General features: G+C 67.6%; 13 protein-coding genes. 4 read left to right on the forward strand and 9 right to left on the reverse strand.

The window, feature by feature from the left end; all coding sequences use genetic code 11:
- Positions 1-40 precede the first annotated feature (40 nt).
- From ON45_RS18550 to ON45_RS23230, 7 genes are all read right to left on the reverse strand, one after another.
- Positions 41-943 (reverse strand): MBL fold metallo-hydrolase, encoded by a 903-nt coding sequence (locus ON45_RS18550; RefSeq protein WP_040495924.1) that lies wholly within the window; start codon positions 941-943, stop codon positions 41-43.
- Positions 940-1,737: an isocitrate lyase/PEP mutase family protein gene (locus tag ON45_RS18555; protein WP_040495925.1), complete on the reverse strand. Its 798-nt coding sequence runs from the start codon at positions 1,735-1,737 to the stop codon at positions 940-942. The genes ON45_RS18550 and ON45_RS18555 overlap by 4 nt, the downstream gene beginning before the upstream one ends.
- A 74-nt stretch (positions 1,738-1,811) precedes the next feature.
- Positions 1,812-2,678 (reverse strand): HNH endonuclease, encoded by an 867-nt coding sequence (locus ON45_RS21870; RefSeq protein WP_051063354.1) that lies wholly within the window; start codon positions 2,676-2,678, stop codon positions 1,812-1,814.
- Positions 2,679-2,733: 55 nt separating this feature from the next.
- On the reverse strand, positions 2,734-3,249 hold the full coding sequence (locus tag ON45_RS18565; RefSeq protein WP_040495927.1) for a 13E12 repeat family protein: 516 nt from the start codon (positions 3,247-3,249) through the stop codon (positions 2,734-2,736).
- Between the two features lie 181 nt (positions 3,250-3,430).
- Entirely contained in the window at positions 3,431-3,853 is a 423-nt protein-coding gene (locus ON45_RS18570; protein ID WP_040495929.1) for a pyridoxamine 5'-phosphate oxidase family protein, read from the reverse strand.
- A gap of 76 nt (positions 3,854-3,929) precedes the next feature.
- Complete coding sequence (locus ON45_RS18575; protein WP_040495931.1) at positions 3,930-4,922, reverse strand: LLM class flavin-dependent oxidoreductase; 993 nt, start codon at positions 4,920-4,922, stop codon at positions 3,930-3,932.
- A 202-nt stretch (positions 4,923-5,124) separates the two neighbouring features.
- Complete coding sequence (locus ON45_RS23230) at positions 5,125-5,760, reverse strand: response regulator transcription factor (protein WP_040495932.1); 636 nt, start codon at positions 5,758-5,760, stop codon at positions 5,125-5,127.
- 79 nt (positions 5,761-5,839) lie between these two features.
- On the opposite strand from ON45_RS23230, the gene ON45_RS21875 reads away from it, so the two are divergent.
- The gene (locus ON45_RS21875) at positions 5,840-8,836 is read left to right on the forward strand and encodes an ATP-binding protein (RefSeq protein ID WP_158412518.1); all 2,997 of its coding nucleotides are present in this window, start codon (positions 5,840-5,842) and stop codon (positions 8,834-8,836) included.
- Here ON45_RS21875 and ON45_RS21880 read toward each other — a convergent pair.
- The gene (locus tag ON45_RS21880) at positions 8,756-9,166 is read right to left on the reverse strand and encodes a response regulator (protein WP_051063356.1); all 411 of its coding nucleotides are present in this window, start codon (positions 9,164-9,166) and stop codon (positions 8,756-8,758) included. The genes ON45_RS21875 and ON45_RS21880 overlap by 81 nt on opposite strands.
- A 171-nt stretch (positions 9,167-9,337) precedes the next feature.
- On the opposite strand from ON45_RS21880, the gene ON45_RS18595 reads away from it, so the two are divergent.
- Both ON45_RS18595 and ON45_RS18600 read left to right on the forward strand, forming a co-directional pair.
- Positions 9,338-10,114 carry a glucose 1-dehydrogenase gene (locus ON45_RS18595; protein ID WP_040495934.1) on the forward strand — a complete coding sequence of 259 codons (777 nt, stop codon included), beginning with the start codon at positions 9,338-9,340 and terminating at the stop codon, positions 10,112-10,114.
- Positions 10,115-10,166: 52 nt separating this feature from the next.
- A complete protein-coding gene (locus tag ON45_RS18600) occupies positions 10,167-11,720 on the forward strand; it encodes an AMP-binding protein (RefSeq protein WP_040495943.1) in 1,554 nt (517 codons plus the stop codon).
- A gap of 118 nt (positions 11,721-11,838) precedes the next feature.
- Here the strand turns inward: ON45_RS18600 and msrB are convergent, their stop codons facing one another.
- Positions 11,839-12,234 carry a peptide-methionine (R)-S-oxide reductase MsrB gene (gene msrB, locus ON45_RS18605; protein WP_040495936.1) on the reverse strand — a complete coding sequence of 132 codons (396 nt, stop codon included), beginning with the start codon at positions 12,232-12,234 and terminating at the stop codon, positions 11,839-11,841.
- A 123-nt stretch (positions 12,235-12,357) separates the two neighbouring features.
- On the opposite strand from msrB, the gene ON45_RS18610 reads away from it, so the two are divergent.
- Positions 12,358-13,818: a DUF3179 domain-containing (seleno)protein gene (locus ON45_RS18610; protein ID WP_051063357.1), complete on the forward strand. Its 1,461-nt coding sequence runs from the start codon at positions 12,358-12,360 to the stop codon at positions 13,816-13,818.
- The last annotated feature ends 31 nt before the right edge of the window (positions 13,819-13,849 follow it).

Genomic DNA, 13,849 nt, shown 5'->3' on the forward strand with positions numbered 1-13,849 from the left:
TGCCATCCGGTGTCAGACACCCGATGGCACCGACGAGCCGCTAGTTCCGTTGGTAGCGGCCGGGTTCGACTTCGGTCGCTTCGCCCTGGCGGATCATGCGGGCGACGTGCATCTCGGCGCTGCGCTGTTCGACGGAGGTGACGAAGGCCATCTCGACGTGCGGTCGGTAGATGAACCGGTGCTCGACCATCTCGGTGATCGTGTGCGGTTCGCCGAGGAAGTCGAGCATCGCGTCGTGGCGTCGCCCGATCACCGAGTGGAACCCGTCGAGCATCTCGACGAATGTCTCGCGACCCTCGATGATGCCCTTGTGGTGGAAGGTGACGTAGAAGTCGGCTTCCTCGTCGCGGACCTTCACGAGGCTGTCCTCGAAGTCGTCCAGGTCGCTCCACACGTCGCCGTAGTACGGGCCGAAACCGGTGAGGTCGATGTCGGAGAGGAAGAAGGTGTTGTCGATGCGGAACCCCGAGTGGCCCCGGGTGTGGCCGGGGAGATGAACCGCTTCGACGTTCACGCCACCGAGATCGAACACGTGCCCGTCGGTGAATCCGTGGGCGTCCGGACGGGGTGTGAAGTGGAACTCGTCGAGGACGGTCTGCTCGAAGCTCTCGCGGGCGTCGCCGTCGAGCCCGTAGACCGCCATCAGGCCATCCATCGACCTCACCCCGGGCAGGTCCTCGTGGTGGACGTGGACCCGTGCGTCGGCGAAGAGACCGTTGCCGGCGATGTGGTCCTCGTGACTGTGGCTGTTGATCACTGCGTCGACCGGGACGGGCGCCCCGCCCCGTGCGACGACGTCGATCGACGGGTCGATGATCACCGTTTCGGATGTTCCGCGCACGACGAGTGAGTTTCCCGACGGGTACCCACCGTTGTTCGTGCCGATGAGCACACTCACCGAGTCGCTCAGTCGACGTTCGTCGGTCCCCCAGTCGGCGATCATCCGAACGCCTGGTTCCGTAGTCCTCCGTCGAGCATGCGCGCAGAGTAGTCCGACGTGCCCGGACCGAGCAGCTCGCGGGCGGCCTCGACCAGCGCGCCGTATGCGGCCCAGGCGAACAGGCTGCCGACCGAGACGCGTGCGACACCGAGGTCGGCGAGCTCGGGAACGGTCGGAGCGCCAGGGAGGGCCAACACGTTGACCGGAGGTCCGATCGCGACAAGGCGCTCGATGTCGTCGGGTGCCGCGACCCCCGGCGCATAGAGCACGTCAGCTCCCGCGTCCCGGTACGCCTTGAGTCGTCGGACCGTGTCGTCGAGATCGTCGACGCCGTACAGATGGTTCTCGGTGCGCGCGGTGAGCACGAGATCTGCGCCTGCTTCCTTGGCTGCGGTGACCCGCTGTGCCGCGTTCTCGATCGGCCGGATCGACCCGGCGCGGGGATCGAAGTCCTCGATCGAGAACCCGGCTGCGTCCGTGGCCGCGATCAACTCGGCGGTCTCGGCGACGCCGGCAACGTCGATCCCGAAGCAGTCTTCGCTGTCGACGTTGAACGGCACATCGACCGAGGCGGTCATCTCCACTACGTGCGCGAGCAGTTCGTCGCGCTGCACGTTCTGGTCGAGGCGACCGTTCGCCCCGGCATGACCGGCACTCGTGGTGGCGAGCGCCGTCGCCCCGACCTCGACCAGGAGCTTCGCCGATCCGATGTCCCACGGATTCGGCATCGCGAGGATCTCACCAGCGTGGAGTTCCCGGAACCGAGAGCGAAGTTGGGTCGCGCGAGATGAGGTCATGATCTCGTTCTACCGCGCATCGAGTACCGGGGCTGGCGGGATTCGGGCGCGAACTGCCGGAGCCGGACGAGTGCTCAGCCGGTGTCGGGATACCGGTCCGGCTCGTACAGGTCGGGTCGGGCGAGATCGGGGTATTGGTGGCGGCGTTGGATGGCGGGGATGTCGGGATTGACGAAGCTGACCCAGCGGCTCTCGAGTCGTTCGCCCAGCGGATGCAGGTACTCGCCGCGGATCGGTTCGGGAGGACCGTTGGGTGGGTGCGGGTCGGCACCGGATGCCCGGATCGGATGGCCGCGGGCATCGGTGAAGACCACACTGCCCGGATCGTCGGCGTTGCCGGCGATGCCGAGGCGGTGTCGGTGGTGCAGTCGATGATGTCGAGCACACAGAACGACCAGATTTGCGGTGTCGGTGCTTCCGCCGTCGGCCCAGTGGACGATGTGGTGGAGGTCGAGCCCGCGGGTCGCCGTGCAGCCAGGGACCTGGCAGCAATGCGCGTCACGGTGGAGAACGGTGCGTCGCGTGCGGTCGGGGATCGTTCGCTGTGTCCGGCCGACGGACACCGGCTTTGCGGCTCGGACGAAGACCGGGTCGATCGAGCCGTCGCAGGTGAGATGGCGGGCGATCGAGTCGGGCAGCCGGTCGCCGCGGTTGGTGCGCACGGTCCCGTCGAGATCGAGTTGCAGGTTGACCCGGTACCGGTTGCGCCGTGATGGTTCGTTGATCGTGTCGAGCGAACGGTGGGCCATCTCGACCCAAGCGTCGATGTCGCCGACCGGTCGGAAGACCCGGTCGGGATCGGTGGTGTCGCCGGTGCGGTTCTCCCGTTGGAACACGGCGTCGCGGGCTTCGTCGAGGGCGGTTTCGATGAGTTGTCCGAGGTCGGCGTCGAGATCGGCGTGGAGCCACCAGCGTCCGTTCGCTCCGGTGCCGAACGCCACTCGATTCAGATCGGGCTCGGGCTGGTCCTCATGGTGGATTCCGGCGGCGGAGGACTCATCGACGCCATCTGGTTCTCGACCGGGCGATGGGTCGTCGTCGTGGTCGTCGGTGTCTGGGTGTAGGCGGTGTCCAGTGCCAATCGGTGTTCTTCACGAGGCGGGGGACTTGGGAGACGGTCAGCTTCTTCGCCAGTGACACGACCTGGTCGTCGGCCCAGGCCGGGATGTTCCGGACGATCGGCATCAGCTGATCGAACGACAACTCGCCTCGACGCAGTGCATCGATCGACTGCGGCAAGTCGTCGGCGCGCTCGGCCGCGGCAACGAGGTTGTCCGCCAGCGATGGTCCGATGCCGCAGCGCCACGCCAGATACTGCTGCGGTCGCCACACGTCGTGGGCGGCCCAGGAGTGCTCGTTGTCGGGATCGAGCAACCAGATCGTCAGATCCAACATCCGGCCCATCTGCGCATTCAGATGCCCGGCGATGTCGTCGCACAACCCCTGGAACGTCGTCGAGTCGATCACGTCGACCGGGCCCGACGGGACCTCGGCGACCGTTGTCGAACTCATACCTGCAACGTACATGTGTTCGATCAAGATGGCAAGAGCTGGAACAAGTATTGCGAACGCGTGCGGAGCGATCCTCGGTCCCTTCGACCTGTACGTTCTGACCGCGCCGAGCGCAGAGATCGACACCACCGAGCGTGACCGCGTCGCCGTCGTCTGCGGAACGCTCGAGATGCGCTCTCGCCTAGTCGTCGGCCGACCACCCCGTGGTCGTGGTGATGTGCAGCTCCAGGATGGCGGCGAAGGGTCGGTTGCGGTACTGCGGGAAGTGTTCGGCGAGCCGCGCTGCAGCGGCGTCGGTGCTGTCGTTCGACGCCGGCCCGTTCCAGCGCAGGTGCGCACGGACCCACCAGAGTTGAGACCAGTCGTCGCGGTTCCAGTGTTCGATCAGGAGCGTGGCTCTCGGATCCGCCTCGAGGTTGCGGACCCGTTGAAGGTGAATCGACGACTTCGCCTTGATGCGGTCGACCGGGATGCTCACCGTGCGATCGTCAGCGGTGTAGACGGCGGGCACGGCGTCGATGCCGCGCTCGGCGTGGACCGTGCACAACACGCCGTGGTCGTGCGCCTGCAGCCGGGCGATCGCCTCGTCAGCGGTGAGTCTCATCTCGACAGTCTCATCGATGGCAGGGGCGCCGCCCGGCCGCCGGCCGGGGGGAGGGGAGCCAGTGGGTGAGCCGCGATCAGGCGGCGTCGACCTCGGGCATGATCTCGTCGTTGAGGACGCGCAGGTCCTCGAGGGTCTTGGCGACCGGAACGTCGGTGAAAGGTGGCCAGATGAGCGGCATCGTCAAGCCGGCAGCCTTCAGCCGAATGAGGTTGTCGGTGATCTGCTCCTTCGAGCCGATCAAGATGTTGCTCGCCTTGCCCTGGTCGGCCTGATCGGACGGTTCGTCGGTGATCACGAACCAGTACATGCTGCACAGCTCCAGCTGATCGAGCGCGTCCGGCTTGTCGAGCGCCTCGAGTTCTTGCTGGATCGGTCCACGCCACTCGACGAACTCCTCGGGCGTGTCCTGGATGCCGATCCAGCCGGAGAGGTCGTACGTCGCGATTCGGCTCGCCGCGCGCTTCGGGTCCCGCAGCCCACTGAAGAAGATCGGCGGGTGCGGGCTCTGCACGGGTTTGGCGCCGAACCCGCACGGTGGGAAGTCGGCGAATTCACCGTGGTACTCGAACACCTCGTTGGTCCAGATGCCCTGCATGATCTCGATCGTCTCACGGACGTGCTTGTGCCGCTTCGGGAAGATGTGCGACGCACTGGACGCAGCGAACTCCTCGGGCATCCAGCCGGCGCCGACCCCGACGTTCAGCCGTCCGCCCGACAGGTGATCGACCGTCGCCAGTTCGGCGGCCAGCACGCCCGGCGCCCGATACGGCGTGTCGGTGATGCTCATCCCGATTCTGCACTTCGTGGTCTTGGCGGCGAGCCACGGGATCAACGGCCAACCCTGATACCACTGCCCGCGCGACGACACCGGCAGTGACTTGGGGAACCCCTCCATCATGCCGAACGAGTGCTCGAGCTCTTCTCGGTCGGACGCTTCGGGAACGACGATGCGGTCGAGCGTCCAGATCGAGTCGAAATCGAGCTCCTCCGCAAGATCCGTGAGATCCGAGAGCTCCTGGACGGTGACGTGTTCGCGGAAGTTCGGTAGGTAGAGAGCGAGCTTCATGGGATGGCCTCCTCGTGGTTGGTGTCGAGCCGAGGCATTCGCCGATGAGTCGCGTGCACATGTCGTGCTCGGCCCCCACCGTCCCCTCGGTGCCGAACCAGCGTCGCCGACGGGTTCGAGCGGCGACAGGCCCGCACGCGTCATCTCGACTGGTGCGAGTGCACCATCAGGACGCTGACTTCGGCTCCGAACGCGACGGTCGTCAACGCCGGACGATGCCGAGCCGGACGCCGATCGCGGTCGCCTCGAGCTTGGAGTGAGCTCCGAGCTTGTTCAGGACGTGCTGCATGTGGTTCCGCACGGTGTTGACGCTGAGGTACAGCTGCTCGGCGATCTCTTTGTTGCTCAGGCCCTGCGCTGCGTGTCGGAGGACCTCGATCTCGCGTGCCGTCAGATCCGAGCCGAGGGTCGGCCGCCCGCGGCCGACCAGCGAACGGACCATGTCGGGAGAGACGGGTGTCTCGTCGAAGTGGGCCGCGCGTACCGCGGACACGATCTCATCGGTGCTGTTCCGCTTGGTGACGAACCCCGCGCAGCCGGCGTCGATGGCGTCGCTCAGCACGACCGGGTCGGTGAACGAAGTGAGCATCAGGACCCGGCACGCCGGCGCAGCGTCCAGGAGTGGCCCGACGAGCGAGACGCCGTCCGCGTCCGGGAGGTCGTAGTCGAGCACGACGACGTCGGGGCGGAGTGCGGAGACCATCGGCAACGCCTCCGACCCGGAGTTCGCGACCCCGACCACGACGACGTCGTCGTTCTCGGACAGCGCGCCGGCGAGCAGTTCGGACAGCATGCGGTGGTCGTCGACGAGCACGACCCTGATCGCGGACGTCGTCATGGGTTCGGACACGATGCTCGCCCTCCTGGCGGATTCCTCGCGCCAGTCTGGCAGTATTCGAGGCGAGGGGGTGAATGGTGTGAAGTCGCCGAACGCACAACGATCGTCATCCACGTGCCGCGTCGTCGTCGGTGCCGAATCGGTGGCGTCGCTGCGCGCCGCCGAGCCCCACGGTGCTCTCGTGGCCGTCGTCGACGGCGCGTCGCTCGCGGAGTCCGTGCTCGCCCAGGCCGCAGGAGCGGACATCGTGCTGGCACTGCCGCAGCAGATCGACGAGCGCGAGCACGACGCCGCAATCGACCTTGCGACGCGAGCGGCGACGGCCATCGCTCATCGGCGTGATGACCTGTCGGCGACCGCTCGCCGAGCCGGCCACGATGTCGCCCAGGCGCTCAACGTGATCGGACTCGCCGCCGAAGCCGGTCGGAGCGGGCGGCTCGATCCGGTTCGAGCCTTCGAGCAGATCGCCGAACTCGCCCGCGACGCCGGGGTCGACGCGTGGCGTGCGGGCCGACCGGCACGCTCGTCGTCGCTGGTCCTGACCGTCGTCGATCTGAGACGCCTGTGTGCCGACGGTGTCGTGCCGGACGACGTCGACCTGACGATCTCCGAGGGTGAGGTGCTGGTGCTCGCCGATGAACGGCGCCTCACCGACGCCATCGCCGAACTGATCAGAAATGCTCGACGCTCCGGTGCGGACCGGATCCTCGTCGACGTGTGCCGCGCGGGTGAGGACATCGCCGTCGTCGTCAGCGACGACGGACACGGGTTTCCGGTCGACCACGAGGTCGTGGTCGGCCGTCCCTTCTCGGCTCCTCCCGGATCGGACCGCCTGGGTCTCGGCCTCGCGGGGATCTCCGAGATGGCCTCCGAACTCGGTGGCCGCCTCGAGGTCGTCGAGCCCGGACGCGACGGGCGCTGCACCCAGGTCGCACTCTCGTTGCCGGCGTTCGGGGACCGTGTCGCCACGACGACGCGTCCGGTCACCGTCGATCAAGCGACCGCGCAGGCCGACATCTTGGAGGGCGTCGTCCGCCATGCCCCACTCGAGGAGTCGCTCGAAGCGATCGTGGGAGCGATCGAACAGCAGTTGCCGGGCGCGGTGTGCTCGGTCCTGTTGCTCCACGAGGGACGATGGCTCGGCCACGGCGCCGGTGCGCGGCTTCCGCTCGCATATCGAGAGGCGATCGACGGGGTCACGATCGGGATCGGCCAAGGCTCGTGCGGCACCGCAGCGTTCACCGGGCGACCCGTCATCGCGAGCGACGTGACGGTCGACCCGAACTGGGTCGACTTCCGCGACCTCGCCGTCGAGCACGGTCTCCGGTCGTGCTGGTCGACGCCGATCGTCGCAGCCGAAGGTGGCGAAACGCTCGGCACGTTCGCCGTGTACACGTCGCGCGTGTGGCGGCCCGACCAGGGCGCGATCCGGCTCGTCAACCGGTTCACGTATCTTGCGGCCGTCGCCATCGAACACCATCGATTGTTCGGCGCCCTCGCGGAGAGCGAAGCCCGTTTCCGAGGAGCGTTCGAGGGGGCTGCCGCCGGCATCGCGTTGGCCGGACTCGACGGAACGATCCTGAAGTCGAACCCGTCGATGTCCGATGTCGTCCGACGCTCCGGGGTTCGGCTGGCCGGAAGCAACCTGCTCGATCTCGTCGACCCCTCCCATCGCCATCTCGTCACCGACGCGTGGAGCGAACTGATCGCATCCGACACGCCGACACCCGACTCGGTCGAGGTGCAGCTGTGCTGCGCCCCGGGCGCCACGATCGAACCGCTTCCGTGGCTCTCGTTGCACACGTCGCTCATCCCGGGGGAGCCGGACCGCGCCCCATACCTCTACGTCGAGATTCGCGACGTCACGGCCGCGCGCCATCAACTCGCCGACCTGCGGGCGCGGGAGGCGGCCGAAGCAGCGAACCGCGCCAAGACCGACTTCCTCGCGCTCGCCAGTCACGAACTCCGGACCCCACTGAACGCGATCCTCGGGTTCGCGCAGGTGATGCAACTGCTCGAACTCGACACCGATCAGCGCGAGGACGGCGTGGAGCAGATCGTGCGGGCCGGCCGCCACCTCCGCGACCTCATCGATGAACTTCTCGACCTCTCTCGGATCGAAGCGGGCCAGCTCGCCGTCGACGCCGTGCCCGTCGATCTCGCCCTCGTCGTCGACGAAGCCCTGGAGCTGGTCCGGCCGCTCGCTGCTGCGCGCGACATCGAACTGGTTGATCGGACGTCGCCGTCGACCGCGCTGCACGCCAGAGCCGACCACCGGTGTGTCCGCCAGGTGCTGATCAACCTGCTCGACAACGCCGTGAAGTACACCCCCGCGGGCGGCCGGGTGGAGATCGCGTGCGCATCGTCCGACGACGGTCGGCGAATCAGTGTCACCGACACCGGACCCGGGATCTCGCCCGAATCCCTCGGCGATGTCTTCGAGCCGTTCCATCGGCTCGACGGCAACCGCGACGACAGCTGCCAGGGCACCGGCCTCGGGCTCACGCTGTGCGCCCGTCTGATGCGTGAGATGCGTGGCTCGATCGACGTCGACAGCACCGTGGGCGTCGGCACCACGTTCTGGATCGACCTGCCCGCCGTGGTGGTCGACCGACCGATCATCGAACGGAACCCGATGACGCTCCGACCTCCGGTGCCCGACGATGTCGTCCCGGGCACCGTGCTGTACGTCGACGACGACCCGGCATGTGTGGAGGTGATGCGGGCCGCGTTCGGTCTGCGACCTCACCTGGAACTCCAGGTGGCGACGACCGCGGCCGACGGAGCGTCCGCGATGGCCGCTGCACCGGCCGACGTGGTGCTCCTCGACATCGGTCTGCCCGACCGTCCGGGGTGGGAGCTGCTCACCGAGTTCCGCTCGGAGCATCCGGAAGTACCCGTGATCGTGCTGACGGCCGGGCCCGATTCGGTGCCCATCGAAGTGTCGGCTGCGCCCGAGCGGATCTTCACCAAACCACTCGATGTGGGCGACGTCCTACTCGCCATCGACGACGTGTGCGCCGTCTCGGCGCGCGACGACGACCGCGCCGAGGCGGTGCACGCGATCAACCAGTGACGCGACGTCGACCGGTTTGGCCACGAACCCGTCGAAGCCTCGCTCCTCGGTCGCGCGCATCACTTCGGGAAGATCGGCACCGCTGACCGCGAGGACGCCCACATGTGCGGTCCGGGCCGAACCGCGGAGGGTGCGCAGCAGCCGAAAACCGTCGCTCGCGTCGTCGCCGAACGTCAGGTCGCACAGGACTGCGTCGGGCGGCTGCGCCGCTGCGAGCCGAATGGCGTCGTCGACTCCCGACGCGATGTCGACCGAATCGCCGGCGGCATCGAACGCCAGCTTCATGAAGGCCAACGTGGCCGGATCGTCGTCGACGACGAGAACCCTCATCGACTACCTCCCTCGTGTCGCTCGGGCGGGACTCGGTCACGGTACTCCCGGGCCGGAACGGGCAACTGACGCGAATGCACCGTCGAGATGACGCAACCGCCACTGCCGGCGGATCGAGCGCGTCACTACGTTGCCCCGCTGTACCGATTGACACAACAGAGGGGAAACACAATGGGACGAGTAGACGACAAGGTCGCACTGATCACCGGAGGAGCACGCGGCTTGGGGGAGGCGACTGGCCGACTGATGGCACGAGAGGGCGCCACGGTGGTGCTCACCGACATCCTGGACGACGACGGCAAGGCACTCGCCGAGTCGATCCAGTCGGAGGGCGGCATGGCCGAGTACATCCGTCAGGACGTCACCGACGAGGACCAGTGGGACGAGCTGATCAGTGACATCACCAGCCGGCACGGGAGGATCGACGTGGTCGTGAACAACGCCGGCGTCGTGCACGATGCCACGGTGGAGGACACGACGCTCGAGGCTTGGCGTCACGTCAACGCAGTCAACAGCGAGGCCGTGTTCCTCGGAACCCGTGCGGCGATCAAGGCCATGAAGGACCAGGATCCGCAAGGGGGATCGATCGTCAACATCTCGTCGGTCGCCGGCCTGGTCGGCATCGACAACCTGGCCGCCTACAACGCATCGAAGGGCGCGGTTCGCCTGTTCAGCAAGTCGGCGGCGTTGCACGTCGCGCAGTCCGGATACAACATCCGCGTGAACTCGGTGCATCCGAGCTACACCTGGACTCCGATGGTGCAGCACCTCGGCGACAACACAGGCGACCGCGACGCGTTCTTCGACGCGCTCGGCGAAGCCCATCCGCTCGGACGTCCAGGGGTGCCGATGGACATCGCGTACGGCGTGATCTACCTCGCGTCCGACGAGTCGACCTGGGTCACCGGATCCGAGCTGGTGATCGACGGCGGCCTCACCGCCCGATGATCGACCGGCGGCGGTGCACGGCCGGCGACACGTCGGGCGCGGGAGAATCGCGATGAACCTGGCCACGTGGGTCGAGCGCAACGGACGACGGATGCCCGCTGCGCCGGCCCTCGCGGCGGGTGATCGGGTGCACGCCGACTGGTCGTCGTTCGCGGCGGCGACCGCCGGAGCGGCGGGAGCGTTCCGGAGCGAGTTCGGGCTGGCGCCCGGCGACCGGGTCGCCATCGTGATGAACAACCGTCCGGAGTATCTGGAAGCGGTGTTCGCGATCTGGCACGCCGGTCTGGTCGCGGTGCCGGTCAACGCTCGGCTGCATCGCGACGAGATCGCCTACATCCTCGACGACAGCCGAACGGCGTTGGCGGTCACCGATCCGGAACACGCCGACGACGTCGGGTCGCTCGTGGGAACGGTCGCGTCGCTGAACACGGTCGTCAGCGCCCCTGGTGAGTCGTGGGACCGCGTGACCTCCGCATCGCCGGCACCGCTCGCCGAGCGGATGGCGGACGACCCGGCGTGGTTGTTCTACACCAGCGGCACCACCGGCCGCCCCAAGGGCGCGACGCTCACGCATCGGAACCTGCTCGCGATGTCGCTCAGCTACTTCGCCGACATCGACCAGGTCTCCCCGAACGACAGCATCCTCCACGCCGCTCCCATCTCCCACGGCTCGGGGATGTACGGGCTTCCGCACATCGCGTGTGGCGCGGTCAGCGTGATCCCCGAGTCGGGAGGCGTGGACAGTCGCGAGATCGCGACGCTGCTCGACCGGTGGCCGGGGATGTCGTTCTTCGCCGCGCCGACGATGATCAAACGGTTGGCGGCGGAACCGGCCATGGCGCAGGCGAACCTCGCCAACCTGAAGACGATCGTCTACGGCGGAGCGCCGATGTACCTCGCCGACCTGGAATCGGCGCTCGAGGTGTTCGGCCCTCGGCTCGCGCAGATCTACGGCCAGGGTGAGACGCCGATGACGATCACCGCGCTCTCGAAGGCCGACCACGCCGACCGCGATCACCCACGTTGGCGGGAACGAATGCAGAGTGTCGGCTTCCCGCGGACCGATGTCGAGGTGCGCGTGGTCGATCCCGATGACCGCGACGTCCCGACCGGTGAGGTCGGTGAGGTCGTCGTGCGCGGCGATGAGGTGATGGCCGGCTACTGGGACCGACCGGATGAGACCGCCGAGACGCTGCGCGGCGGATGGCTGCACACCGGTGACGTCGGCAGCTTCGACGACGACGGCTGTCTCACGCTGCGCGACCGGTCCAAGGATCTGATCATCAGTGGTGGGATGAACATCTATCCCCGCGAGGTCGAAGAGACGCTGCTGCGCAATCCCGACGTCGCGGGCGTGGCGGTGGTCGGACGCCCGGACGCCGAGTGGGGTGAGACCGTCGTGGCGTTCGTGGTCGCCGTCGATGGTGCCAGCGCCCCCACCGCCGAGGCGCTCGACCGGACATGTCTCGACCACATCGCCCGCTACAAGCGGCCCAAGGAATACCGGATCGTCGATGCGCTGCCGACGAACAACTACGGCAAGGTCGTCAAGCGCGAGCTACGCGACCAACTGCGCGCCGAACGGAATCCGCCAGCGGATGGTTGACCGCTGGGAACGACGCGCCCGAACAGCTCGTCGACCATCCCGCCGACACCACGCAGTCCAGTTCCGCACGTCGCTCCGTGACGCGGCAGACGTCGAGTCGTCCGTCCGCCGCGCAGCGTCATTCGGGTTGGAGGTCGAGCGACGCCGAGTTCATGCAGAACCGGTCGCCGGTCGGCTGCGGACCGTCGGGGAACACGTGGCCGAGGTGGGCGCCGCAGGTGGCGCACACCGCTTCGGTGCGCACCATGCCGTGTGAGCGATCCTGCTTCAGCGTGACCAGTTCGGGGTCGATCGCTTCGTAGAACGACGGCCAGCCCGAACCCGAGTCGTACTTCGTGTCGGACGAGAACAGGGCGGTGTCGCAGACGATGCAGTGATAGACGCCAGGGTCCTTCGTGTCGTGGTAGGCCCCGGAGAAGGCGCGTTCGGTGCCCGCGCGCTGCGTCACCTCGTACTGGAGATCCGTCAAGCGTTCGCGCAGCTCGGCGTCGGTGGGAACGTTGGTATCGGTCATGACCAGATACTGCCCGATCCCGCGGCGTCCTGCACACGCGGCAGGAAAGTGCGAGCACGTGTTTCGGAGTTGTTGTGCGTGACGTCCGCTGACCGTCGCGGTCGGGTTCCTACTCTCGGCCGCATGCAGCAGCGCGTGATCGCACTCGGAACGGTCGTAGCGCTCGCGCTCGCGGCGTGTGACTCGGGAGGCGACGGTTCGGACGTGTCCTCTGGCGATGATGCCGGGAACTCGAGGACGGCCGAGGTCGAGGAGCCGAATCCGGACGACGCCGAGGCGGTCGACGCAGGACCTGCCTCGGCCAGCGGATACGTCTTCCCGCCACCACCCGAGTCACCGGAGGAATCCGCACCGAATCCGGAGGCCGAGGAAGCGATCGACCGGATCGTCACCAGCCTCGCCGTCGGGGCGCCCGATGCCTCCGCCGTCGACGCTCTCGCCGAGAGCGGTGATCCGCGCCACGCGTGGTTCGTCACCGACCTGCTGCGCTTCTTCGGCAGCGGTGAAGACGAACAACTCGTCGACACCTTCGAAACGCTGACCGGTGAGTCGATCGCCGCCGACCCCACGCTGGGCCGGAGTTCGTGGCTGAGCGCCACCAATCACATGATCGCCTGGGACACGCCTGCCTACGCCGAGTATCGGACGGACAAGGGCGGGATCTTCACGCTGCTCGAGACCGCCTGGTCCCCGTTCTTCGACGACGAGGACGCGACGATCGACTGGCGTCTCGTCAGCTGGGGTGGGGTCCTGATCGACGACCGACCGCTCGGCGACCCGGACCCGTGCCCGGGCGGTTGCATCCCGTCACTCGACGATCCTGCGACCACCGACGCCGACGGAGGCGACTGGTATGCCGACGACCGGATCGTGTTCGGCATCGCGATGGGCGACGAAGCGTTGGCGATCCCGCTGAACATCGCCGAGATCCACGAGATGTTCAACCTCACGCTCGGCGGTGAGCGGCTCGCGATTCCGTACTGCACGCTCTGCGGGTCCGCCCAGGCATTCGTCACCGACCGTCCCGCCGAGGAACTCGTGATGCGCACGTCCGGTCTGCTGAGCAGATCGAACAAGGTGATGTACGACCTCGTCTCGGAATCGGTGTTCGACACCTTCACGCGCGAAGCGGTGACCGGACCGCTGCTCGACGAGGGCGTCGTACTCGACGAGGCGACCGTCGTGCGGTCCACGTGGGCCGAGTGGAAACGTGAACATCCCGACACGCGGATCATCGCCCAGGACGGCGGCGTCGGCCGGTCCTACGATCTCGATCCGCTCGGTGGGCGCGACGACGACGGTCCGATCTTCCCCGTCGGCGACGTCGACCCGCGGCTCGAAGCGCAAGAGTTCGTGGTCGGCGTGATCGCCGACGACGGCACGCCGATCGCGTTCCCGTCGGAGGAGGCGAGCGCGGCGTTCAACGCGGGAGACACGGTCGTACTCGAAGGGGTGGAGCTCCGCGAGTCAGGCGACGGACTGGTCGCATTCGATTCCGCCACCGGTGACGAGGTCCCGGCCCACGAAGCATTCTGGTTCGCGTGGAGCCAGTTCCATCCCGACACCCTGCTCTGGGCGCGTTGACCGGTGCCATCCGGTGTCAGACACCGGATGG

The organism is Ilumatobacter nonamiensis YM16-303, assembly GCF_000350145.1.
Lineage (GTDB): Bacteria > Actinomycetota > Acidimicrobiia > Acidimicrobiales > Ilumatobacteraceae > Ilumatobacter_A > Ilumatobacter_A nonamiensis.